Here is a 22,737-nt window from a genome sequence, read left to right as displayed (position 1 = left end):
TTGCCCCGTCGCGTCGTTCGGTGCGTGCTATCGGCGTGCCGGGCGAAGGCCCGTCGTAGCGGAGCTACCCGGGCTTTTGGCCGGTGCGGCGAGAGGGCGTGCCGGGCGGCGTGACGGGGCAAACCTCGCCGGGCACGGCACTAGGGACGGATCCGCGGGAAGGGGCGGGTGCGGCGAGGCAGCAGGTTGCGTGCCGGGTCGCGGTCGCGGACGAAGGCCCGTGCCAGTGGGTCCAGCCGGTAGCCGCCGGGGCGTTCGCCGCGCTGCAGTACGCCCGCCTCCACCAACTCGTCCACCGCCTCCTCCTCGGCCAGCAACGGCTCCTGCGCCCATAGGTCACGCACCGGGATCCGGGCCAGCCGGTCGAGCAACTCGGCCGCAGGCGCTCCCAGTTGCAGGTGGGCGGAGTTCAGCGACTCCCGCATCGAGAGGTCCCCGACGCTCAACCAGTCGAGCAGCGCGGCGGGTTCGGCGAGCCGGGCGACCGCCCAGCGCAGCGGTACCTCGGGGCGGGGCAGCAGCCTGCGGGTGGCGATGTCCAGGGCGAGCGGGAGGTCGCCGCAGAGCTCGGCCAGCCGGTCCGCAGCGGCCGGGTCGGCCCCGGCGCGCTCGGGCAGGACGGCGGCGATCAGGTGCAGCGACTCGGCGCGGGACAGCGGGTCCAGGCGCAGCCGCCGGACGTCGCGCAGGCCGAGCAGGGCGGAGCGGCTGACCACCAGGGTGGTGCTGGTGGCGCTGTCGGTGAGCAGCGGCCGGACCTGACGCTCGCAGTGCACGTTGTCCAGCAGCACCAGCACCCGGCGGCGGGCGATCAACGAGCGGTACAGCGCGGCGCGTTGGTCGGCGGCGGCGGGGATCCGCTCCGGTTCGACCCCGAGCGCCACCAGGAAGGAGCAGAGCAGCCCGCCGAGGTCGTAGTCGTCCTCGGCGAGCGGTCCGAGATCCGCGTAGAGCTGGCCGTCCACCATGCCGGGCGCCAGGTCGTGCGCGTGCCGCAGCGCCAGTCCGCTCTTGCCGACCCCGACCGGCCCGCTGATCACCACCGGGCTCCCGCCGGGCCCGCCGAGCCGCCCGAGCTCGGCCTGGCGTCCGATCAACCCCTGGGGTCTGAGCGGCAGTTGGACGGGAACGGAGGGGCCCATCGGCGGGGCGGTCAGGGCCGGGGCGACCGGCACCGCGTACGGCTCGTCCTCGGGGGTGCCCCGGCCCCCCTCCGGGCGGTCCGCCGGCACCGTCCAGCCGTTCGTCCAGCCGTTCGTCCAGGGCGTCGACTCGGGCACCGGGGAGGGCGGCTGCCGCTGCGGCGGCGCCGCCGGGCGGCTGCCGATCACCGGCACCCCGCCGTGGGCCGCCGCGTCCAGCCAGCGCCGCCGCCACTCCTCCCGCTCACCGCCGCAGGCCGCGACGTACGCCAGGGCGACCTGGAGGGTGGGCAGGCGGTGGCCGTTGGCCGCGCTGGAGAGCACCGACGCGGAGTACATGGCGGTCCTGGCCATGTCCCGGTAGGTCGGACTGCCCGCCTCGGCACGCAGACGGCGGAGCCGGCCGGCGAACTCCGCCACCACTCCGCCCGAGGCGTCCACCGGTCTCTCGGGTCTCCCCATGTGCCCCATCCTCTTCCCTCGTCCTGATCAAGGAGGAAGTGCGCACACGGGGGAGTGGACCGCCCGGTGTAGCCCGGCGGCCCACTCCCCCGTGTGTCGGTGCGTCAGGCGGCGTTCGCCCCCCGCATGCCCAGGTGGGCGCAGAGCGCGGCCACCAGGCCGACGGCTCCGCAGACCCACCAGATCCCGTTCCCGAGCGTGCTCCAGGCGAGCACCCCCAGGGTCGGGCCGAGAGCCAACCCGACCCCGAACCCGGCCTGGTGAGCCGCGATGTAACGGGCCTTCACCGCCGCCGGGTAGGTGGCCGGGTGGGCGAACATGGTCGGCCCGCTGATCATCACGCCGAACACGAACACCACGGTGCAGAGCACGATCGTCACCACGGAGCCGAACGGCAGCCCGTACCCGGCCACCCCGAGGGCCATCAGCGCGGTGCCGATGCCGCCCGCCAGGTACGGCGGCCAGCGCTTTACGTAGCTGGTGAGCTTGAGCTCGCAGCTGATCAGGATCACCGAGGAGGCGGTCAGCACCGTGCTGTAGAGCGCGGTCGGATGCCCCTCCGCGCTGATCTTCAGCGGCAGCGCCACGGTGTACTGGACGTAGATCACCGAACCCAGCAGCACCGAGGCCAGGAAGGCCAGGTACTTGCGGTCGCGCAGCAGCGCGCCGTAGCCGCCCTTCGCCTTCGGCCCGTCCTCCTCCTCGTCCTCCTCCACCGGGGCCGCCACCTTCGGCAGCAGGGTGAGCGCGAGCAGCGCGTAGACCAGCGCGGTGGCCGCGTCCAGGTAGAACAGCAGGTCCCAGTCGAGCAGGATCAGGCCGGCCGCGATCAGCGGGCTCAGCGCGGCGCCGCCGTTCAGGGCGATCCGCATCATCGAGAAGCCCATCACCCGGTGCTCCGCCGGGATCAGGTCGCTCAGCAGCACCGAGGCCGCCGGGCGGTAGCTCTGGGTGGCCAGCCCGGCCAGCGCCACGGCCACCAGCAGCAGCGGGAAGCGGCCCGCTCCGCTCAGCGTGGGGATCAGCAGCAGGATCACCGCCGAGGTGGACATCGCCCCGGTGATGGTGGCCCGTGGGCCGTACCGCTGGACCAGTTCGCCGCCCAGGATGGTGCCGAGCACCGCTCCGACGCTGTAGGCGGTGAGCGCGATGCCCGCGTGCCCGACCGACTGCCCACGGGCCGTCAGGTAGAGCACCAGGAAGGTCTGGACGAAGGCGCCCATCTGGTTGATCAGGACGCCGCCCAGCAGGTACCGGACGGAGACCGGCGTCTGCCGCAGGGTGGCGAAGACCCCAGGTGGGGGTGGTGCCGGTTTCTTCGTGGTGCCGCTCTCGGCCGTGGTGGTCACTGGGCTCGTCCTCGCTCCCTGCCGGCTGTGCTCGGATGCGGTACGGGTGCGGGCGGCACCGTGCCGCCCGCACCCCTCAACTCCCGGTCATTCCAGCGGAGTCGGCGATTGACCGACAGCGTTGATCGGATCCGCCGATCAACGGCTGAAGGCGCCGTTCACCGTGCCGAAGTCCAGCGCGCCCGCCAGCTCCTGGTAGGTGCCGCGGGTCACCAGCTCCTCGGCCGCGCGCGCCGCCAGCGTGTACGCGGCCTGCGCCACGGCGGTGCCCACGCTCACCCGGCGCACCCCGGCGGCCTCGAACTCGGCCACCGTCGGCGCCCCCGGCCCGGCCATCACGTTGACCGGCAGCGGCTGGCCCTTGACCAGCTCGGCGATCACCGCGAGGTCCAGCAGCCCCGGCACGAAGAGGCTGTCCGCCCCGGCCTCGGCGTAGACGGCGGCCCTCGCCAGGATGTCCTCCAGCCGGCCCGCCTCCTCGCCGATCCCGAACAGGAACACGTCCGTGCGCAGGTTCACCACCAGCTCCGGCAGCCCGGCCCGCTCCGCGGCCGCCCGGGCCGCCCGGATCCGCTCCGCCTGCTCCTCGGCCGAGAACAGCGTGAAGTCCGGCTTGGAGTCCTCCAGGTTCACCCCGACCGCACCGGCCGCCACCACCGCCTCCACGGTGGCCGCCACGTCCTCCGGCGCCGGCCCGTACCCGCCCTCGATGTCCGCCGTCACCGGCAGCTCCACCGCGGCCGCGATCCGGCGCACCTGCTCCACCATCTCCGCCCGGCTCAACGCCTGCTGATCCGGCTTCCCCTGCGCCCAGGACACCCCACCACTGGTGGTGGCGATCGCCTTGACCCCCGCCCGCGCGATCAACGCCGCACTCCCGGCGTCCCAGGCGTTCGGCAGCACCAGCACGCCGTCCTCGTGCAACTCCCGCAGCACGACGGCCCTGGACCGCAGACTCTCCGTCACGATGAACTCACCTTTCCCAGGAGGGGTTTGGGCGGTATCGTCCCGACGCGGTCATGTGACGGTCAACACAGCCGAACCCACTCCATCACGTTCGATTGCGTTCGCCCGCCGTGTGTGCAACGGCCCGTCAGCCGAACCACACCACCAGCCGGACGTTGTCCTCATTCGACGAACCCGTGGATGTCCGTTCCCGTCCGGCGAGTGTGCCGATCGGGAAGGGCTGCTCACCACTGGGCTTCGGTCAGGACAGCAGCAGCGGCATGTCCCAGTCGGAGGCGGTGGCCTGGGTCGCGTAGGAGTCGAGGGCGAGGGCGACGCCGGCTGCGCCGTCGAGGTAGCCGGAGATGTCGCTGCCGTAGTCGGTCTTGGTCATGGTGAAGCGGTAGCCGAAGGGGAGGGCGGGGTCGAAGGAGGAGACCAGGCGGGCGGCCAGCCGGTCGCGGACGCGTTCGATCCGTTCCTCGCCGAACTCCTCGTTCAGGCGGCCGAGTTGGTGCAGGGTGCCGGCCCAGCCGTGGCAGAGGGCGTGGTCGTGCAGGCCCCAGGTGTCCAGGGGGGTGGTGAGGAGGCGCTCCACCGAGCGGCGGGCCAGGCCGGTCCAGTCGGGGCGGTCCAGGGCGAGGCCGGCCAGTTGGACGGCGCGGGAGACGCCAGGGGCGCCGTAGCACCAGGAGGGCCAGCCGGGCGGGGTGGTGAAGGCCTCGGGGCCGGCCAGGTACTGGCGGAGCGTCAGGTGGGGTGGCCAGTACGGGCCGCGGGCGTCGCGGACGGCCCAGCGGGTGAGCAGGGCGGCGCAGGCCTCGATCGCCTCGGCCTGGCGCGGCAGCCGGACCCCCTGCCGCCAGGCCAGCGAGAGCAGGGCGAGCGGGCCGGCCACGCCGTGCGAGATGCCGAGGTTGAGGTGGCCGTCGGGGAAGTCCGCCTCGGCGCCGGTCCGTGGCGCGTCCAGCGACCACCAGCGCGGCACCCGGTGGCCGCGGTGTTCCACCTCGCCGAGGGAGAGCGAGGTCAGGTAGCCGAGCACCGCCTCCAGCTCCGGGCGGCAGGCCTCCTCCCGGGCCAGCAGGTACCGGCCGACGCCGGTCATGCCGCGGACCACCTCGTAGCGGCCGATGGTGGTGAGCGGGGCGTCGGTCACCGCGGGCAGTGCGGTGCGGACCAACTCTCGCTGGTAGTCGTCGAGCCGGTGCAGCGCGGAGACGTAGCCACCGGTGGCCCGGTGGGCCAGCAGCACCGCGAAGGCCAAGGCGCCCGGCCCCTTGAAGATCCCGCCGGCCACCGTGCCGCCCTCGGCCACCGCCCTGGTCGCCAGCCCCAGGTACCCGTGCGCCCGGGCCGCCCGCGCCTCCGCGGGCCAGGCCCCGCCGCTGAACGCGATGGCCAGCCCGGGGCTGCCGCTCCCCAGGGTCAGCTCGGCCCAGACGTTCTCGCCCCGCCCGTCCTCCGCCGCCTCGTCCGGGATCACCGTCGCGGCCCTGGTCGCCACCGGATCGGCCAGCCGGTCGAGCACGGCGGCGGACACGGCCCCGGCACGTTCGCGCAGCCAGGCACGGTCGGGAGTGGTCATCTGGCGTTCCCTTCCTCCGAGTTGACGTCCTGTCCGGCGCGGCGCCGGCCCAGCACGGTGCGGGCGGCTCCGCGCAGCACGGCGTAGCCGCGGGCCTCGGCGGCCGGGTCGGTGCCGAAGAGCCGGTTGTGGCGCATGTGGAGCAGGGAGTGCAGGGCCTCGTCGCGATCGGCGGCCGGCGCGTCGAGGATCAACTCGCCGTAAGCGCGCGGGGCTTCGGACTCCGACCAGAGCGCCGCCAGCTGCGGCATGCCCAGCCGCTCCGAGGCGGGCACGAAGCCCCCCGGCCGCAACAGCCCGTCCGCCAGCGGCCGGTGGCGCTGGTAGAGCTCGTGGTCCGGGCCCTTGGTGAAGGCCTGGTCCACCCAGGAGCACCAGTCCCACTCGCCCAGCGAGGAGAGCAGCAGCCCGTGCCCGAAGGCCGCCAGCACCTCGTCCGGCACCGCGGCCGCCCCGGCCCGCCGCGCCGCGAGCTGCACCAGCGCGGAGCGGCTGTCCGTCAGGAAGAGCCGCTCCGCCGCCTCCTGGAGCGCCTCGCCCCCGTAGCGGTCGGTCTCCGGCCGGTAGGTGTCGAGCAGCACGGTGCGCACCGCCCCGGCCTCGACCAGCCGCCGGACGCCGCGCGCCAGCGCGGGCAGCACCCGCCCGTGCAGCGCCTCCGGGTCGGCCCCGTGCAGCCGCAGCCGCAGGTGCGGCTCCGGGTCGCGGTAGCGCAGGAAGAACCAGCGGTCCACGTCCTCCTCAACCGAGGCAAGCAGGGCGGGCAGGTGGGCGGCCAACAGGGCGTCGTGGGAGGCCGGTTCGGCGTACAGCTTGAGGTAGAGCCACTCCTCCCCCGGCAGGAACACCCGGCTCGGAGCGGGCCGCAGCGGCGCCCGCTCGGCCTCCGGCGGACGCGGGGCCGGACCACCGGCCCGGGCCAGCGGCACCACGATCTCGGTGACGTGCCCGGCGTTCCACCCGAGCCGCGCCGGATCCGCCGTCAGATCCTCGTAGAGCACGAACCGGGGCTCGGCGGCGGTGAGTTCGGCCCGCAGCAGCTCGCGGTCCCAGGGCTCGCGCAGGTCCACGGGGTACATCTGGTCGTTGCGGGCGATCTGCAGCCGGTCCGGCACCCGGTAGCGCCGCCGCCACTCCCCCAGCTCGGCCTCCCAGGAAGCAGCAGAGGCGGCCTCGCGCAGCCGCCGCCCGGCCAGCCAGCGGGCCGGGGCGACCAGCACCCGCCCGTACCGGACCGGCGGCAGGTAGGGCAGGGTGTCGAGCCCGGCCCAGTCCCAGCCGGTCCAGACCCGGGGGCGGGCGGCGGCCAGCTCGACCAGGAAGCGGGCCACCGGCGGGGCCTGGGCGTCCAGGGCCAGCATGTGCGGGAGCACGGGCACCACCTGACGGCCCGTCGGGGCGTGCAGCAGCCGCAGCCCGTCGGCCCCGGCCGCGACCAGCAGGGTGCGCCAGTCCAGGCAGTGCGGGTCGGCGCGGTCGTCGGGCAGGCCGACGGGTATCCGGTGCGGGAGCAGTCTGGGCACCTGGACGATGTTGAGCGAGCGCGGATCGCGCGGGGCGATCTCCAGCTGCGCCAACAGGGCGTCCTGGTCCGGTGGTTCGGCCACCAGCCGGGCCAACGATGCCGTCAGCCCGGCCGCCTCGGCGAACCGGCCGGCCGTGGCGCCCGCCGTCCAGGAGCCGATGTGCGGGCTGCCGAGCAGCAGGTAGTCGCCCCGGTCGAGGGCGTCGGGGCTCTCGGCGAGCAGCTGGAAGCAGAGCTCCAGGGTGCGTGGCGGGCGGGCTTCGGGGTCGTGCCCGGCCAGCCCGGCGATCCTCCGCACGTCCTGGTCGGTGAGCACCAGCTCGCCGCCCTCCAGCACCGCCTGCTGGACCAGTTCGGCGATCGCGGCCCGGCGCGGCCGGTCGGCCTCGGCGCCCGGGCCGGTCCGGGGGTGGGGGTCCTCGGCGGTGTACTCGGGCGGCAGGCCGAGGCCCCGGTGCGGGTCGACGAGGTCGGCCAGCGGGACGGCCGAGGCGGTGCCGTAGCGCTCGATGAAGCGGTCCCGGTAGTCGCGCAGGTGGGCCAGGGCGCCCCACTCGGGGGTCATCACCCAGACGGCGGCGGCGTACCGGCGCACCTCCTCGCCCACCGAGGCGGGCAGCACCGTCTCGCCGGGGTAGGTCAAGTCGACCTGGACGGGCGGGCGTTGGTGCTCGTCGGCGGCCGGGTCGAGCGCGCGGACGGCCGTCAGCAGCGCCCGCCAGGACTCCATGCCCTCCCCCGGCAGGTCCCGCTCGTGCGCGGCGGCCGCGGCGCGGACGGCCCGCAGGCCCTCGGCGGCGCCGGGCACCGCGCCCTCGACGGCGGCCTCGATCCGGTCCAGGTGGGCCGCGTCGATCCGGTGCGGGGTGAGCGAGGTCCGCAGGAAGCCGTGCTGGACCAGTCCGGCCAGCAGCCCGTCCAGCCGATCGGCCCCGACCGCGGGCAGACGCTCCGTCAGGTCCGCCAACAGCGCGGCGTACCCGACCGGGCGGGCGGCCAGCGCCCGCACGGCGGCGACCACGGCGTTGTCCCGGACGGAGACCTCGTGGCCGCCGGTGTCCAGGGTGAGGCGTCCGTCGCGGAGCACGGCCAGGTCGTCGAGCACCACGTCCACCCGGCGGCGCACCTCGGGCGCGGCCAGCCAGTCCAGCACCCGGTGGTGCAGCCAGCCGCCGTCCAGCCGGACCGTCACCCGGCCGGGGCCGGCCGGGCCGGTCTTGGCCACCTCGCCGAAGCGGGCCCGGCCGACGCCGGCGAAGAGGCCGAAGGGGGTGGGGCGTCCGCCGGAGCGGCGGGCGTAGCGGGTGAGGGTGCGGGCCGCGCTGAGGACGCGCTTGCGGCCGAGCGCGGCCGCGCCCTCGTCGTCGGCCAGCCGTCGCAGGCTCGACCCCAGGCTTCCGCTGGCCACCTCGACGGCCTGCCGGAGCAGCGGCCGGGCGGCCAGCTCCCGCACGCCCGCCAGCGGTTGGTCCGGGTCGATCCGCACCTCGGCCAGGGTGCGCTGCGTGCTCGCCGTCCGCACCAGCACCGGCTCCCGCACCTCGAAGATGTCCAGCTGAACTCGCACGTGCCCGTCCTCGGCCTCGGTCCCGTCCACCCCGTACACGGAGAACGCGGGGCGGGCCCGGGCCCGCCCCGCGTTCAAAGGTCACTCACCGTCAGCAACACACCGGGCAACGCGTGCCGATCGCGTAGCTGCTGGGCGAGGTGTAGGTGCCCTGGCCGAACTGCTGGGTCTGCTCCGAGACCTCGGAGATCCGCAGGTCCAGGTCCAGGTCGGCCGCGTCGTCCTGGAACATGATCTCGTCGCGCATGATCCCTCCCAAGGGATGTGTGGGGGTTGCGGGTAATCGACGAAACGTTCGGTAGTTCGTCCCCGCAGCCACACCATTCCTCGCGGACTTTCCCCACGGTGAGACCCGTTCCGGCCAAGCTGACACACCTTCACCACCGGCCCCGGACCAGTGCGTTCCCCCATCGGCACCATCCGCCTCACCCGCCGCTCCCCCACCCGGGCCGGCGTCCGGCGGCGCCACCATCAGGCGGTAAACGCACCATCGCCGACTCCCGTGCCCCGCGCGGCCGTTGGCCGGATCCGACCGGCCTCCCGAACCCCCTCCGAGCGGGCCCGGTCCACCCGTGCACAGGTGAGCGTCCGGCACTCCTCACCCGTGCACCGGTGACACTGGCCGGGCCCGGCCGGCCCGGTTACAGTGCCGGGATCACCTCCCGGCCGTACGCGTCGATGGTGCCCTCGATCGCGTCGTGCATCGCGTAGACCGCGAACTGGTCGACGCCCAGCTCGCGCAGCTGCCGGAGCTTGGCGAGGTGCGCCTCCGGCGGGCCGATCAGGCAGAAGCGGTCCACGATGGCGTCGGGCACGAAGGCGGTGTCCGGGTTGTCCGCGCGGCCGTGGTGGGAGTAGTCGTAGCCCTTGCGGTCGCGGATGTAGTCGGTGAGCTCGTCGGGCACCAACCCCGAGTGCTCCCCGTAGCGTTCGACCAGGTCGGCCACGTGGTTGCCGACCATGCCGCCGAACCAGCGGCACTGCTCGCGCGCGTGCGCCAGCGCCTCGGGCGAGCCGTCGGAGGTGACGTACGCGGGCGCCGCCACGCAGACCGTCACGCCCGCCGGGTCACGCCCCGCCCGCTCGGCGGCGGAGCGCACCGCCTTGACCATCCACTCCGTCAGGAAGGGATCGGCCAGCTGCAGGATGAAGCCGTCCGCCTGACGGCCCGCCAGCTCCAGCGCCTTCGGGCCGTACGCGCCCATCCAGACCGGGAGCCGGGCGCCCTCCTCCACCCACGGGATCCGCAGCGGGCTGCCGTCCACCTCGGCCTCCCGGCCCTCGGCCAGCTCCTTGATGGCGCGCATCGCGGCCGACAGCCGGTCCAGGGTGGCGGGCCGGCGGCCGGCCACCCGCATCGCGGAGTCGCCGCGCCCGATGCCGCAGACGGTGCGGTTGCCGTACATCGAGTTGAGGGTGGCGAACAGCGAGGCCGTCACCTCCCAGGTCCGGGTGCCGGGGTTGGTCACCATCGGACCGACCGTCAGGCGGGAGGTCTCGGCCAGGATCCGGCTGTAGATGACGAACGGCTCCTGCCAGAGCACCACCGAGTCGAAGGTCCACCCGTGGGTGAACCCGGCCGCCTCGGCCCGCTTCATCCGCTCCACCAGGAGCCGGGCGGGCGGGTCGGTCTGCAGGACGAGTCCGATGTCCAAGGTCACGCTCCTCTAGAGGTACTGACAGGTCGAGCGCGGCTGGTAGCGGCCGTGGCCGGGCCGCCCCAGGTAGCTGCCCTCGTCCACCACCACGGTGCCCCGCGAGAGCACCGTGCGGGCCCGGCCGGTGAGGCGGCGGCCCTCGTAGGCGGAGTAGTCCACGTTCATGTGGTGGGTGGCGGCCGAGAGGGTCTGCTCGGCGGCCGGGTCGTAGACCACCAGGTCGGCGTCGGCGCCGGGGGCGATCGTGCCCTTGCGCGGGTAGAGGCCGAACATCCGGGCCGGGGTGGCGCAGGCGATCTCGATCCACCGACGCCGCGTCAGATGGCCGTCCAGCACCGCCTGGTGCAGCAGGTCCATCCGGTTCTCCACCCCCGGCAGCCCGTTCGGGATCTTGGAGAAGTCCCCGCGACCGAGGTCCTTCTGCCCCGCGAAGCAGAACGGGCAGTGGTCGGTGGAGACCACCTGGAGGTCGTTGGTGCGCAGCCCCCGCCAGAGCGCCGCCTGGTGCTCCTTCGGCCGCAGCGGCGTGGAGCAGACGTACTTGGCGCCCTCGAAGCCGGGCTCGGCCAGGTTGTCGGTGGAGAGGTAGAGGTACTGCGGGCAGGTCTCGCCGAAGACCGGCAGCCCCTCGTCCCGCGCCTTCGCCAGCTCCGCCACCGCCGAGGCGGCGGAGACGTGCACCACGTACAGCGGGGAGCCGGCCACCTGGGAGAGCTTGATCGCCCGGTGGGTGGCCTCCGCCTCCAGCAGCTCCCGCCGCACCTCGCCGTGGTAGCGCGGGTCGGTGTGGCCCGCCGCCAGCGCCTGGGCGACCAGCACGTCGATGGCGATGCCGTTCTCGGCGTGCATCATCACCAGCCCGCCGTTGGCCGCGCCGCGCTGCATGGCCCGCAGGATCTGCCCGTCGTCGCTGTAGAAGACGCCGGGGTAGGCCATGAAGAGCTTGAACGAGGTGACGCCCTCGTCCACCAGCAGGTCCATCTCCTTGAGGCTGGCGTCGTTCACGTCGGCCAGGATCATGTGGAAGGCGTAGTCGATCGCGCAGACCCCGGCCGCCTTGTCGTGCCAGGCGTCCAGCCCGGCCCGCAGCGAGGAGCCGACCGACTGCACCGCGAAGTCCACGATGGTGGTGGTCCCGCCGAAGGCGGCGGCCCGGGTGCCGGTCTCGAAGGTGTCGCTGGCCTCGGTGCCGCCGAACGGCAGTTGCATGTGGGTGTGCGCGTCCACCCCGCCCGGGATCACGTACATCCCGGTGGCGTCGATCACCCGGTCCGCGCTCCAGGCCCCGGCGGCGTCGCTGCCGGTGGCGGCCAGCGCCACCACCTGCTCGCCCTCCACCAGGACGTCCGCGTGCATCTCCTCGGCCGCGGTGATCACCAGGCCGCCGCGGATGACCGTCCTGCTCATCCGACGCCCCCTCAGGCTTCCGTCAGCGGGCCGTAGGCGTCCGGCCGGCGGTCGCGGTAGAACGCCCACTGCTGGCGGACCTCCTCGATCAGGCCCAGGTCCAGGTCACGGACCACCAGCTCCTCGTCCTTGTCCGAGGCCACGTCACCCACGAACTGCCCGCGCGGGTCGACGAAGTAGGAGGTGCCGTAGAAGTCGTTGTCGCCGTACTCCTCGGTGCCGACCCGGTTGATCGCGGCCACGAAGTACTCGTTGGCCACCGCGGCGGCGGGCTGCTCCAGCTGCCACAGGTACGCCGACAGGCCCCGGCTGGTGGCCGAGGGGTTGTAGACGATCTCCGCCCCGGCCAGGCCCAGCGCCCGCCAGCCCTCCGGGAAGTGCCGGTCGTAGCAGATGTACACGCCGACCTTGCCGACCGCGGTGTCGAAGACCGGCCAGCCGAGGTTGCCGGGCTTGAAGTAGTACTTCTCCCAGAACCCCTTCACCTGCGGGATGTGGTGCTTGCGGTACTTGCCTAGGTACGACCCGTCGGCGTCGATCACCGCGGCGGTGTTGTAGTAGAACCCCGCCTGCTCCACCTCGTACACCGGCACCACGATCACCAGGCCGAGCTCCTTGGCCAGCGCCTGCATCCGACGGACCGTCGGACCCTCCGGCACCGTCTCCGCCCACCGGTAGTGCTCGGGCTCCTGCACCTGGCAGAAGTAGGGGGAGTTGAAGACCTCCTGGAACCCGATGACCTGCGCGCCCTGCGCGGCCGCGTCCCTCGCCGCCTGCTCGTGGACCGCCAGCATGGCCTCCTGGTCACCGGCCCACGAAGTCTGGAACAGGGCAGCGCGCACCACTCGACTCATCGTCCGCTCCTCGCTGTAGAGAGCTGAGGCTAGGAGTTCTTCCACCCGCACCCGGGGATTACGCGCCCGACAGCGCCGGGATTCCCCCGGCTGATCCCCTTTGCCCAAGACGATCTCGACCAGGCAAGATGTCCCGGTGACCCTCCTGGACCTGATGCCGAAGCCCGCCACACCCGACGCGCTGTACGAGACCTTCGCCGAATGGGCGGCGGACCGTGGCATCACGCTCTACCCCGCCCAGGAGGAGGCGTTGATCGAGCTGGTCTCGGGCAACAACGTGATCCTCGCCACCCCCACCGGCTCGGGAAAGAGCCTGGTGGCGGCCGGTGCGCACTTCGCCGCGCTGGCCGAGGGCAAGCGCACCTTCTACACCGCGCCGATCAAGGCCCTGGTCTCCGAGAAGTTCTTCGACCTGGTGAAGATGTTCGGCACCGAGCAGGTCGGCATGATGACGGGTGACGCCAGCGTCAACCCGACCGCCCCGATCATCTGCTGCACCGCCGAGGTGCTGGCCAACATCGCGCTGCGCGACGGCGACCGGGCCGACATCGGCCAGGTGGTCATGGACGAGTTCCACTTCTACGCCGAGCCGGACCGCGGCTGGGCCTGGCAGATCCCGATCCTGGAGCTGCCGCACGTGCAGTTCCTGCTGATGTCCGCCACCCTGGGCGACGTCCGCCGGTTCGAGGAGGACCTGACCCGCCGCACCGGCCGCCCGACCACCGTGGTCCGCTCGGCCACCCGCCCGGTGCCGCTGTTCTACGAGTACAAGCGCACCAACATCCACGACACCCTGGAAGAGCTGCTGAAGACCGGTCAGGCGCCGGTCTACGTGGTGCACTTCACCCAGAAGGAAGCCGTCGAGCGCGCGCAGTCTCTGATGAGCATCAACATGTGCTCCAAGGCGGAGAAGGACGCCATCGCCGACCTGATCGGCGGCTTCCGCTTCACCACCAAGTTCGGCCGCAACCTCTCCCGCTACGTCCGGCACGGCATCGGCGTGCACCACGCGGGCATGCTGCCCAAGTACCGCCGCCTGGTCGAGCGCCTGGCCCAGGCCGGCCTGCTGAAGGTGATCTGCGGCACCGACACCCTCGGCGTCGGGGTCAACGTGCCGATCCGCACCGTGCTGTTCACCGCGCTCTCCAAGTACGACGGCCAGCGCGTCCGGATGCTCCGCGCCCGGGAGTTCCACCAGATCGCCGGCCGCGCCGGCCGGGCCGGCTTCGACACCGTCGGCCAGGTGGTGGCCCAGGCGCCCGAGCACGTGATCGAGAACGACAAGGCTGTCGCCAAGGCCGGGGACGATCCGAAGAAGAAGCGCAAGGTGGTCCGGAAGAAGGCCCCCGAGGGCTTCGTCTCCTGGTCCGAAGAGACCTTCGAGAAGCTGATCGCGGCCGACCCGGAGCCGCTGGTCTCCCGCTTCAAGGTCAGCCACGCCATGCTGCTCTCGGTCATCGGCCGCCCGGGCAACGCCTTCGAGGCGATGCGCAAGCTGCTGACGGACAACCACGAGGACAAGTCGGCCCAGCGCCGCCACATCCGCACCGCGATCGCCATCTACCGCTCGCTGCTGGCCGGCGGCGTGGTCGAGCGGCTGCCCGAGCCGGACGCCGAGGGCCGGATCGTCCGCCTCACCGTGGACCTCCAGGAGAACTTCGCGCTCAACCAGCCGCTCTCCACCTTCGCGCTGGCCTCCTTCGAGCTGCTCGACCAGGAGTCCCCGTCCTACGCCATGGACGTGGTCTCGGTGGTCGAGGCCACCCTCGACGACCCGCGCCAGATCCTCGCCGCCCAGCAGAACAAGGCGCGCGGCGAGGCGATCGGCGAGATGAAGCGGGACGGCATCGAGTACGAGGAGCGGATGGAGCGGCTCCAGGAGATCACCTACCCGAAGCCGCTGGAGGAGCTGCTCACCCACGCCTACGAGGTCTACCGCCGGGCCCACCCGTGGATCGGCGACCACCAGCTCGCCCCCAAGTCGGTGGTCCGCGACCTCTACGAGCGGGCCATGACCTTCTCGGACTACGTCGGCTTCTACGAGCTGGCCCGGACCGAGGGCATCGTGCTGCGCTACCTGGCCGGCGCCTTCAAGGCGCTGGAGCAGACCGTCCCCGAGGACCTCAAGACCGACGACCTCAAGGACGTCATCGCCTGGCTCGGCGAGCTGGTCCGCCAGGTCGACTCCAGCCTGCTGGACGAGTGGGAGCAGCTGGCCAACCCGACCGACCCGGCCGCCCCCGAGGTCCGGCTCGACGACAAGCCCGCCCCGGTCACCGCCAACGCCCGCGCCTTCCGGGTGCTGGTGCGCAACGAGATGTTCCGCCGGGTGGAGCTCTGCGCGCTCGAACGCTGGTCCGAGCTGGGCGAGTTGGACAGCGAGTACGGCTGGGACGCGGACCGCTGGGCGGACGCCATGGACCCGTACTGGGACGAGCACGACGACCTCGGCACCGGCCCGGACGCCCGCGGCCCCAAGATGCTGCTCATCGAGGAGGACCCGGAGGAGGGCTCCTGGCGGGTGCGGCAGATCTTCGACGACCCGGCCGGGGACCACGACTGGGGCATCAGCGCCGAGGTCGACCTCTACGGATCCGACGAGGAGGGCCGCGCCGTCCTGCGGGTCACCGCCGTCAACCGCCTGGACGGCTGACAGGACACCCGGGGGCTGCCCGAAAGGGCAGTCCCCTGCCCGAACGTAACCACCGCACACGTCCGACGCGTCCTTGTGAATGATCGTCAGTTCACGAGCGAGGACATCCAGGGCGGTAACGGTGGCAGGAATCGGGCGGGCCGGACGCGTACGACTCTCGGCGGGGGCGGTGGCAGCCGGGGTGACGGTGGTCCTCGCGGTGGCGACGGCCGGCGGCGGCAGACCGGCCGTGACGGCGGTGGGCGCCACCGCCTCCGCCACCACCACGCCGCCCGCGCCCGCCGTTCCCTCGCAGTCGCCCAGCCCCTCCCCCTCCTGGGACGGGCAGGTCCGGGTGATCGGTGACGGTTCGACCTCCTTCACCGGGCCGCAGCCCGGGCAGCCGCCGGTGGAGAAGCTGGCGCCCGGTCAGAAACCGCCGCAGTTCGTGGTGTTCTCCTGGGACGGGGCGCTGGAGAACGACGACCACCTGTTCTCCCGCTTCCGCGAGGTGGCCCGGGAGAACAACGCGGACATGACCTTCTTCCTCACCGGCATCTACCTGGTGCCCAAGAGCAAACGCACCCTCTACCGCCCGCCGCAGCACGCCCCGGGCGAGGCGGCGATCTCCTTCCCCACCGACGGGCACATCAAGGAGACCCTGCACGAGCTGGGCGAGGCCTGGCGCGAGGGCAACGAGATCGGCACCCACTTCAACGGCCACTTCTGCGAGGCCAAGGGCGGCGGCCAGTGGAGCGTCGAGGAGTGGCGCTCGGAGATCGACCAGGCCTACTCCTTCGTGGAGCGCTGGAAGACCAACACCGGCCTGAGCTCGCTCCCGCCGCTGCCCTTCGACTTCCGCAAGGACCTGGCCGGCGGCCGGGCCCCCTGCCTGGAGGGCCAGAAGAACCTGCTGGCCGCCGCCAAGAACTACGGCTGGCGCTACGACGCCAGCTCCACCGGGGAGTTCCAGGTCTGGCCGGTCAGGAAGGAGGGCATCTGGAACTTCCCGCTGCAGCTGCTGCCCTACCCCGGGCGCGCCACCCAGGTGCTCTCGATGGACTTCAACTTCCTGGCCAACCAGTCCGGCGACACCACCGAGGGCGACCCGCGCAAGTACCCCACCTGGCTGAAGGAGACCCGCGAGGGCTACCTCAACGGCTTCGAACGGGTCTACAACGGCAGCCGGGCACCGATGTTCATCGGCAACCACTTCGAGACCTGGAACGGCGGCATCTACATGCAGGCCGTCGAGGACGTGGTGAAGTCCGTCTGCCGCCGCGAGGGCGTGCGCTGCGTCTCCTTCCGCCAGCTGGCCGACTGGCTGGACGCCCAGGACCCGAAGGTCCTGGAGCAGCTGCGCGGGCTGGACCCGGCGCAGGCCCCGGACTGGTCCACCCTCGTCAAGTAGCGGGCCCGGCGGGCCGGTTCACCACTGAACCGGCCCGCCGGCCCTGCTCATCCGGTCGCGTAGCCGGCCCAGACCGCCGCCGGGTAGCTCCAGTCCGGGGTGTTCGGCTCCGCCCCGGCCAGCCCCTCCAGCCCGGAGAGCTGCATCGTCTTCGGATCCATCCGGAACACCGTCACGGCCGTCGAGACCCCGCCCGTGTAGCCGACGAACCAGCCCGCCGTCCGGTCCTGCGTGGTGCCGGTCTTCCCCGCCACCTGCGGCCCGGCGGCCCGCGCCGCGCCCGCCGTGCCCTCCCGCACCGCCCCCTTCAGCGCCTCGTCCACCTCGCGCGCCACCTCCGGCCTCAACACCCTTGCGGAGGCGGGCAGTCGGAGCTTCACCGGCTCCCCGCCCCGGGTCACGGCGGTGACCGAGTACGGGTCCGTCCGCTGTCCCTGCTCGGCGAAGGCGGTGTACGCGCCGGCGGTCCGGATCGCGCTCGGCCGGGAGTTGCCGAGCGCGAAGGCGGGCACCGCCTCGCCCAGGCTGGCGGGCAGCATCCCGAGGTCCAGCGCCGTCCGCCGGACCAGGTCCAGGCCGACGTCCAGCCCGAGTTGGGCCATCGGGCCGTTGACGGACTGTTCGACGGCGGTGCGCAGCGCGATGGTGCCGTAGGAGCGGCGCCCGTCGTTGACGGCGGTCACGATCTTGCCGTTGCGGCCCCAGTACGGCCCCTCGGGCGTCATCACGTTGATGCCGTCGTCGCCGTCGTACGGCGTGCCGGGGGTGACGGGCGTCCGGGCGGCGCCGCGCTTGCGCTGGACGCCGTGGTCCAGCCCGGCCGCGTACACGATCGGCCCGAAGACCGAACCGGCGGGCACGTTCGAGGTGTTGGCGTTGTTGAACCCCTGCTTGAGGTAGTCCGGCCCGCCGTACAGCGCCAGGATCCGGCCGTCCTTGGCCACGCTGGCGGCGCCCACCCGGACGTTGACGTCGGCGGGGCGGTGCGCCGGGTCCAGCCGCTTGCCCTGCTCCTCGACCGACCGGGCCAGCGCTGCCGTCCGCTCCCGCTCGAAGGTGGTGTGGATCTGGTAGCCCCCGAGGTCGAGCTGGGCCGCCGTCGGACCGCCGTTGGCCTCCACGTAGGAGCGCGCCAGCTCCACCAGGTAGCCGGTCTGGCCGCTCAGCCCGGTCTGCGGCTGACGCTCCTTCGGCTCCGGGAACTCGGTGTACCGCGCCCGCTCCTCCGTCGACAGGTGCCCCGTCTCCACCATCCGGTCCAGCGTCCAGGACCAGCGCTCGACGGCCCGCTTGCGGTTCTCCGGGCCGAGCACCGGGTCGTAGAGCCCGGCCCCCTTCAACGCCGCCGCCAGGAAGGCGCCTTCGCTGGGCCCGAGTTCGGAGGCGTGCTTGCCGTAGTAGGCCAGCGCGGCCCGCTCGATGCCGTAACTGCCCCTGCCGAACCAGCTGGTGTTGAGGTAGCCGGCCAGGATCTCGTCCTTGCTCAGCTTCCGGTCGAGCTTCACCGCGATGAAGGCCTCGTCCACCTTGCGGGTCAGGTTCTGGTCCTGGTTCAGGTAGATGTTCTTCACGTACTGCTGGGTGACGGTCGAGCCGCCCTGGGTGTCCCCGCCCGTCACCAGCGTGAGCACCGCCCGCCCGATCCCCTTCACCGAGATCCCCGGGTCCTCGTAGAAGGAGGCGTTCTCGGCCGAGAGCACCGCCCAGCGGACCGACTCCGGAACGCTCTCCAGCGGCACCTCCTGACGGTTCACCAGCCCGGTGCGGGCCATCTCGGTGCCGTCCGCCCAGAAGTAGACGTTGTTCTGCTGGGTGGCGAAGGAGTTGAGGTCCGTGGGTATCTCGGTCACCGCGTAGCGCCAGCAGGCGGCGGCGCCCAGCGCGGCGGTGCCGAGCAGCGCCGTCACGAGCAGCTGCCGCCAGGACGGTAACCAGCGGCGCACCCCGCGCCGCCCCCGCCGTGGGAAGTCCGGTCGGATTCGCACAGTCTTCTTCCGCATCCTTCTCCCACATCGTCAGTGGTCGCACTGTTCTCACCAGCAACACACGTTCCGGGAAGCCGAACGGGTTTGCCCATCGGCGGGTGATCGCCGTCACACTCCGGGAGTGAGCCGCCGGATGCCGGGTAGGCGCGGCCGCAGAGCGTCACGGGGACGGACCGTGACGCGGACACGAGAGGAGACAGCCCCATGAGCGACGACGACACCGGCCTCTGGCGGTTCAGCGAGACCTCCGGCCTCGTCTCGGGTGCCGATCTGACCGGCTACGCGGTGGACGCCACCGACGGCCACATCGGCAAGGTCGACAAGCTCTCCGAGGAGGTCGACTCCAGCCACCTGGTGGTCGACACCGGCCCCTGGATCTTCGGCAAGCACGTCCTGCTCCCGGCCGGCACCGTGCTGCTCGTCGACCACGAGGAGGAGCGCATCCGGGTGAACCGCACCAAGGACGAGATCAAGCACGGCCCCGAGTACGTCCCGCAGGCCCCCGAGGGCTTCGACTACCGCAGCCAGTACACCCACTACTACGGCCCCTTCGGCGGCGGCCCCGTCATCTGACCCCGCTCCCGCCCCTGCCCGCGTCCTTCCTCATCGACGGAGGTGCCCGACCGTGGTCCCCCTGCTGCTCGTCCTGCTCCTGGTGCTGGTCCTGTTCGGCGCCGGCTTCGCCCTCAAGGTCCTCTGGTGGGTGGCCTTGGTCGTCCTGGTGATCTGGCTGCTCGGCTTCCTGGCCCGCGGCTCCAACCCCTCCGGCTCCCGCGGCCGCTGGTACCGCTGGTGACCGACCGTCAACAACCCGGAGGAGGGCGACAGAACCTGTCGCCCTCCTCCGGACCGCCTGCCCGAGATACTCGACGAGCACCCCATCACCGCCGCAGCAGCGGCCCGACTACTTGAGGGTCCAGCGTTGCGGGTCGGTGGCGTTGCAGGTGAACAGCTGCAGCTGTGTTCCCGAGGTGGTGCTGCCGTTCGGGTCGTCGACGCACAGGCCGGGGTCGGTGCCGTTGGGCGTCCAGCGCAGACTGCTGTTGGCGCCCAGGGTGAACTGCTGGGCCGGGGAGCCGTTGCAGTCCCAGATCTGGATCTTGTTGCCGTTGCTGGTGTTGGCCTCGCTGTCGTCCAGGCACTTGTTGGCGGCGGTGTTGACCAGCGCCTGCTTGGGCACGTTGTAGAGCCCGGCGATCTGCTGGCTGGTCAGCTGGAAGGGGTAGCTGCGGACGTCGGAGACCTTCCCCTTGAGCTGGTTGACGATCTTGCTGTGGTCGTTGTTGAAGTAGCAGCCGCCGACGGTGAACTCACGGTTGGCCACCTACGGCGTGGTCTGAACCGTTCCGGCCACGGTGGCAGGACCGGCTCGATCAGCGCCCGCAACTCGTCGTCGACCATCCACGGTGCACTCACACGCCGCCAACGGACGAATCGTCACACCGGACACGGCCCACCAACCCACAACCACAAGATCCTGTTACGGGCTCTCCGGCTTGCATGTTGGGAGTGGGCGCAGACGGTCTCGAACCGCCTGCATCCGCCTTGCAAAGGCGGCGCTCGCCGTTCCGACGCCGGATGACGGATCAGCCGCAGCGGCGGGGCGGGCGGGTGCCGTATTCGGTGGACCAGCGGTCGCCCGGGAGGACGAGGTCGGCGGTCTCGACCGGGCGGCCGGTGGCGGCGTCGTGGTGGGTGCGTTCGATCGCGAGCACGGGGCCGCCCGGGGTGGTGGCGAGGGACTGGGCCTCGGCGCGGGTGAGGGTGCGGGCGGTGACGCGCTCGACCGGCGGGGCGGCCTGGATGTCGATGGCGGCCATCCGGGCGACCACGCCGATGCCGCCGTACGGCCCGGCCTCGGGGAGCACGATCAGCGTGCCGCCGGTGACGGCCATCGGCTCCCAGCTCTCCATCAGGTACGAGGGCGCCCCGTCGACCAGGTGGACGTACCTGGTGTGCATGACCGGGTCGCCGGCCGCGATCTCCAGACGGGCCGCGACGGCCTCCGTGGCCCGGGCCGTCGCGGACTCCGAGCGCCAGGACCCGGTGACGCCGTCGCCCTGACGGCGGATCAGCAGCGCGGGCGCGTCCTGCGAGCTGACGAAGTAGCCGCGCCCGTGCTGCGCGACCACCAGCCCCTCCTGCTCCAGCAGGCCGTACGCCTTCTGGCCGACGCTGATGCTGTAGCCGTAGTCGCCGACCAGCTGCGTGAGGGACGGGAGCCTGTCACCCGAGCCGAACTCTCCTCCGACGATGCGTTCGCGGAGGCGGTCCGCCACGTGGAGGTACGGGGATGGCTCGTCACTCATGGGGCGCGTCCTCCCAGTTGTCGCAGGTTGGTGACAGAGTATCCAGCCTCCCTTACTCTATGCATATAGTTGAGCCCTACGCATAGAGGGGGACGGGTGCACAGCGCGCGCGTGTCCGAGCTCCGGGCTGCGATCGAGGAGGTCACCGGCCTGGCGCCCGAGACCACCCGCAACGGCGGCCAGGTCCGGCTCTCCGTGCCGCTGCCCGACGTCCCGCCCGAACGGTGGCCAGGCCTGCTGGCCGTCCTCAACGGCGCCGACGTCACCCGGTACGGCACCACCGACCCGGGCGACGGGGACATCCCGTCGGTCTGGGCCGAGATCGAGGAGGCGAGCCCGAACGGCGAGGGAGCCGCCCGGGCCATCCGGACGCCCGCCGGCACCGAACACCTCCGGGCGGATTCCCCGTCCACCCGCCCGCCACCCGGCTGACCCGCCGCGCACCGAAGGACCGAACGCCCGTGCCCCAGTGGACCTTTGCTCCCGACAACGAACCCGACGCACTGCCCTCCCTCCACCTCTTCCAGTGCGCCAGCGAGAACGAGGAGGGCACCCCGTGCGGCTGGAACACCCTGCCCTCCACCCACTTCGAGGACGCCCGGGGCGCGGCCTTCACCCACCTCACCACCCACCCCGAACACCGCACCTTCCAACACGTCACCTCACTCCCCTGGCGGATGATCCCCGATGCCTGACCGCTACGAACCCCGCCCGCTCCCCCGCGTGGGCGACGGCCCCCAACTCTGGGGCGCCTGGGACACCTTGCACTCCGACTGGATCCGCCGCCTCGGCACCGGCTGCCTGGCCGGCACCCCCGAGCCCTTCACCTCGGCCCACCGCGTCAGACTCTGGGCCGCCCGGTTCCCCGCCCCGCAGGTGACCGCCCCTCAGCTGCCCGCCGCCGACGGCGCGGGCGTTCGGTAGCATCCGCGGCGTGACTCCTGAAGACAAGCTCGTCCGCGACCTCGTCCCCGGCATCATCACCGCGGCCGGGCTGACCCCCCGGCTGCGCACCGCCGCCGGTGGTGAGCTCCACGAGCTGCTCTGCGCCAAACTCCGCGAGGAGACCGAGGAGTTCATCGAGTCCGGCGAGCCCGAGGAGCTCGCCGACGTCCTGGAGGTGCTGCACGCGCTGGCCGCCGCCCGGGGTCTCACACCGGCCGAGCTGGAGCGGCTGCGGGCCGCGAAGGCGCGGGAGCGCGGCGGATTCACCCGGGGCGCGGTCTGGCTGGGCAACGATCCCTCCTGAACTCCCCCTCCGATCAAACGACTTGGCACGGCGGCCGCCGGTGTGGGACAACGGCCCGATGACCATCACCTGGCGCAGGCTGACCGCCGCCGACTTCCCCCTGCTCTCCGAGTGGCTGGCGCAGCCGCACGTCGCCCGCTGGTGGAACCACGAGACCTCACCCGAGGCGGTCGAACGCGACTTCGGGCCGGCCACCCGGGGCGAGGAGCCGTCCGAGGACCTGCTGGTGGCCGTCGACGGCCGGCCGGTCGCCCTGGTGCAGCGCTGCTGGATCGCCGACTACCCGCAGTACCTGGGCGAGTTGGCCGCCCAGGCCGAGATCCCCGAGCGCGGCATGACCCTCGACTACCTGATCGGCGACCCCGGCCTGACCGGCCGGGGCCTCGGCACCCGCATCCTGCGGGCCCTCACCGCCGCGACCTGGGCCGACCACCCGACCGCGACCGCCCTGGTCATCCCGGTGCACGCCGCCAACCGCGCCTCCTGGCGGGCCCTGGAGAAGGCCGGCTTCCACCGCTACGTCGAGGCCGACCTGGAGCCCGACAACCCCGCCGACGACCGCCTGCACTACGTCTACCGCCTCGACCGCCCGTAGCGCCTGTCCGCCCCCGACCTGCGCCCTCCGACCTGCGCCCTCCGATCTGCGCCATCCGG

General features: G+C 72.6%; 21 protein-coding genes. 9 read left to right on the top strand and 12 right to left on the bottom strand.

The window, feature by feature from the left end; all coding sequences use genetic code 11:
• Positions 1-140: 140 nt before the first annotated feature.
• The 9 genes from ACZ6ZR_RS02270 to ACZ6ZR_RS02230 all read right to left on the bottom strand — a co-directional run bounded on the left by ACZ6ZR_RS02270 (position 141) and on the right by ACZ6ZR_RS02230 (position 12,497).
• Positions 141-1,604: an XRE family transcriptional regulator gene (locus ACZ6ZR_RS02270; protein ID WP_465638470.1), complete on the bottom strand. Its 1,464-nt coding sequence runs from the start codon at positions 1,602-1,604 to the stop codon at positions 141-143.
• Positions 1,605-1,708: 104 nt separating this feature from the next.
• The gene (locus ACZ6ZR_RS02265) at positions 1,709-2,953 is read right to left on the bottom strand and encodes an MFS transporter (protein WP_465638468.1); all 1,245 of its coding nucleotides are present in this window, start codon (positions 2,951-2,953) and stop codon (positions 1,709-1,711) included.
• A 138-nt stretch (positions 2,954-3,091) separates the two neighbouring features.
• Positions 3,092-3,919, bottom strand: coding sequence for an isocitrate lyase/PEP mutase family protein (locus tag ACZ6ZR_RS02260; RefSeq protein ID WP_465638466.1), 828 nt, complete (start codon positions 3,917-3,919; stop codon positions 3,092-3,094).
• Positions 3,920-4,160: 241 nt separating this feature from the next.
• Positions 4,161-5,486, bottom strand: a complete 1,326-nt coding sequence (locus ACZ6ZR_RS02255; RefSeq protein WP_465638464.1) for a lanthionine synthetase C family protein — start codon at positions 5,484-5,486, stop codon at positions 4,161-4,163.
• Positions 5,483-8,578, bottom strand: coding sequence for a lantibiotic dehydratase (locus ACZ6ZR_RS02250; RefSeq protein ID WP_465638462.1), 3,096 nt, complete (start codon positions 8,576-8,578; stop codon positions 5,483-5,485). Before ACZ6ZR_RS02250 ends, ACZ6ZR_RS02255 begins: the two co-directional genes overlap by 4 nt.
• A gap of 91 nt (positions 8,579-8,669) precedes the next feature.
• Positions 8,670-8,825, bottom strand: coding sequence for an SCO0268 family class II lanthipeptide (gene lanA, locus ACZ6ZR_RS02245; RefSeq protein ID WP_396291780.1), 156 nt, complete (start codon positions 8,823-8,825; stop codon positions 8,670-8,672).
• Between the two features lie 394 nt (positions 8,826-9,219).
• Complete coding sequence (locus ACZ6ZR_RS02240) at positions 9,220-10,233, bottom strand: TIGR03842 family LLM class F420-dependent oxidoreductase (RefSeq protein WP_465638461.1); 1,014 nt, start codon at positions 10,231-10,233, stop codon at positions 9,220-9,222.
• A 12-nt stretch (positions 10,234-10,245) separates the two neighbouring features.
• On the bottom strand, positions 10,246-11,643 hold the full coding sequence (gene hydA, locus ACZ6ZR_RS02235) for a dihydropyrimidinase (RefSeq protein WP_465638459.1): 1,398 nt from the start codon (positions 11,641-11,643) through the stop codon (positions 10,246-10,248).
• Between the two features lie 11 nt (positions 11,644-11,654).
• Positions 11,655-12,497, bottom strand: coding sequence for a nitrilase-related carbon-nitrogen hydrolase (locus ACZ6ZR_RS02230; RefSeq protein WP_465638458.1), 843 nt, complete (start codon positions 12,495-12,497; stop codon positions 11,655-11,657).
• Between the two features lie 154 nt (positions 12,498-12,651).
• On the opposite strand from ACZ6ZR_RS02230, the gene ACZ6ZR_RS02225 reads away from it, so the two are divergent.
• Positions 12,652-15,150 (top strand): DEAD/DEAH box helicase, encoded by a 2,499-nt coding sequence (locus ACZ6ZR_RS02225; protein WP_465638496.1) that lies wholly within the window; start codon positions 12,652-12,654, stop codon positions 15,148-15,150.
• A 121-nt stretch (positions 15,151-15,271) separates the two neighbouring features.
• Positions 15,272-16,540 carry a polysaccharide deacetylase family protein gene (locus tag ACZ6ZR_RS02220; protein WP_465638456.1) on the top strand — a complete coding sequence of 423 codons (1,269 nt, stop codon included), beginning with the start codon at positions 15,272-15,274 and terminating at the stop codon, positions 16,538-16,540.
• 47 nt (positions 16,541-16,587) lie between these two features.
• Here ACZ6ZR_RS02220 and ACZ6ZR_RS02215 read toward each other — a convergent pair whose 3' ends face one another.
• Positions 16,588-18,483: a transglycosylase domain-containing protein gene (locus tag ACZ6ZR_RS02215; RefSeq protein ID WP_465638454.1), complete on the bottom strand. Its 1,896-nt coding sequence runs from the start codon at positions 18,481-18,483 to the stop codon at positions 16,588-16,590.
• Positions 18,484-18,729: 246 nt separating this feature from the next.
• Here ACZ6ZR_RS02215 and ACZ6ZR_RS02210 point away from each other — a divergent pair, with 246 nt between their 5' ends.
• Both ACZ6ZR_RS02210 and ACZ6ZR_RS02205 read left to right on the top strand, forming a co-directional pair.
• Positions 18,730-19,098 carry a PRC-barrel domain containing protein gene (locus ACZ6ZR_RS02210; RefSeq protein WP_465638452.1) on the top strand — a complete coding sequence of 123 codons (369 nt, stop codon included), beginning with the start codon at positions 18,730-18,732 and terminating at the stop codon, positions 19,096-19,098.
• 52 nt (positions 19,099-19,150) lie between these two features.
• Positions 19,151-19,321: a hydrophobic protein gene (locus ACZ6ZR_RS02205; RefSeq protein WP_465638450.1), complete on the top strand. Its 171-nt coding sequence runs from the start codon at positions 19,151-19,153 to the stop codon at positions 19,319-19,321.
• A 108-nt stretch (positions 19,322-19,429) separates the two neighbouring features.
• Here the strand turns inward: ACZ6ZR_RS02205 and ACZ6ZR_RS02200 are convergent, their stop codons facing one another.
• Positions 19,430-19,849 carry an RICIN domain-containing protein gene (locus tag ACZ6ZR_RS02200; protein ID WP_465638448.1) on the bottom strand — a complete coding sequence of 140 codons (420 nt, stop codon included), beginning with the start codon at positions 19,847-19,849 and terminating at the stop codon, positions 19,430-19,432.
• Positions 19,850-20,111: 262 nt separating this feature from the next.
• The gene (locus ACZ6ZR_RS02195; RefSeq protein WP_465638446.1) at positions 20,112-20,834 is read right to left on the bottom strand and encodes a GntR family transcriptional regulator; all 723 of its coding nucleotides are present in this window, start codon (positions 20,832-20,834) and stop codon (positions 20,112-20,114) included.
• Positions 20,835-20,945: 111 nt separating this feature from the next.
• On the opposite strand from ACZ6ZR_RS02195, the gene ACZ6ZR_RS02190 reads away from it, so the two are divergent.
• From ACZ6ZR_RS02190 to ACZ6ZR_RS02170, 5 genes are read left to right on the top strand one after another with little or no spacing between them, the layout of a single operon-like run.
• The gene (locus tag ACZ6ZR_RS02190) at positions 20,946-21,266 is read left to right on the top strand and encodes a hypothetical protein (protein ID WP_465638444.1); all 321 of its coding nucleotides are present in this window, start codon (positions 20,946-20,948) and stop codon (positions 21,264-21,266) included.
• Positions 21,267-21,295: 29 nt separating this feature from the next.
• On the top strand, positions 21,296-21,529 hold the full coding sequence (locus tag ACZ6ZR_RS02185; RefSeq protein WP_465638442.1) for a DUF7848 domain-containing protein: 234 nt from the start codon (positions 21,296-21,298) through the stop codon (positions 21,527-21,529).
• Entirely contained in the window at positions 21,522-21,758 is a 237-nt protein-coding gene (locus tag ACZ6ZR_RS02180; protein WP_465638440.1) for a hypothetical protein, read from the top strand. Before ACZ6ZR_RS02185 ends, ACZ6ZR_RS02180 begins: the two co-directional genes overlap by 8 nt.
• A 10-nt stretch (positions 21,759-21,768) precedes the next feature.
• Positions 21,769-22,083 carry a nucleoside triphosphate pyrophosphohydrolase gene (locus ACZ6ZR_RS02175; RefSeq protein ID WP_465638438.1) on the top strand — a complete coding sequence of 105 codons (315 nt, stop codon included), beginning with the start codon at positions 21,769-21,771 and terminating at the stop codon, positions 22,081-22,083.
• Between the two features lie 58 nt (positions 22,084-22,141).
• Positions 22,142-22,678 (top strand): GNAT family N-acetyltransferase, encoded by a 537-nt coding sequence (locus ACZ6ZR_RS02170; protein WP_465638437.1) that lies wholly within the window; start codon positions 22,142-22,144, stop codon positions 22,676-22,678.
• Positions 22,679-22,737: the final 59 nt, after the last annotated feature.

Source organism: Kitasatospora sp. NPDC088742 (assembly GCF_055584905.1).
Note: the sequence above shows the minus strand (reverse complement) of the source record. Positions and strands in the feature narration are given on the sequence as shown.

Coding starts and splice junctions, on each gene's coding strand:
- ACZ6ZR_RS02270 (WP_465638470.1), bottom strand. CDS start 1,604: ATGGGGAGACCCGAGAGACCGGTGGACGCCTCGGGCGGAGTGGTGGCG.
- ACZ6ZR_RS02255 (WP_465638464.1), bottom strand. CDS start 5,486: ATGACCACTCCCGACCGTGCCTGGCTGCGCGAACGTGCCGGGGCCGTG.
- lanA (WP_396291780.1), bottom strand. CDS start 8,825: ATGCGCGACGAGATCATGTTCCAGGACGACGCGGCCGACCTGGACCTG.
- hydA (WP_465638459.1), bottom strand. CDS start 11,643: ATGAGCAGGACGGTCATCCGCGGCGGCCTGGTGATCACCGCGGCCGAG.
- ACZ6ZR_RS02230 (WP_465638458.1), bottom strand. CDS start 12,497: ATGAGTCGAGTGGTGCGCGCTGCCCTGTTCCAGACTTCGTGGGCCGGT.
- ACZ6ZR_RS02225 (WP_465638496.1), top strand. CDS start 12,652: ATGCCGAAGCCCGCCACACCCGACGCGCTGTACGAGACCTTCGCCGAA.
- ACZ6ZR_RS02210 (WP_465638452.1), top strand. CDS start 18,730: ATGAGCGACGACGACACCGGCCTCTGGCGGTTCAGCGAGACCTCCGGC.
- ACZ6ZR_RS02195 (WP_465638446.1), bottom strand. CDS start 20,834: ATGAGTGACGAGCCATCCCCGTACCTCCACGTGGCGGACCGCCTCCGC.
- ACZ6ZR_RS02180 (WP_465638440.1), top strand. CDS start 21,522: ATGCCTGACCGCTACGAACCCCGCCCGCTCCCCCGCGTGGGCGACGGC.
- ACZ6ZR_RS02170 (WP_465638437.1), top strand. CDS start 22,142: ATGACCATCACCTGGCGCAGGCTGACCGCCGCCGACTTCCCCCTGCTC.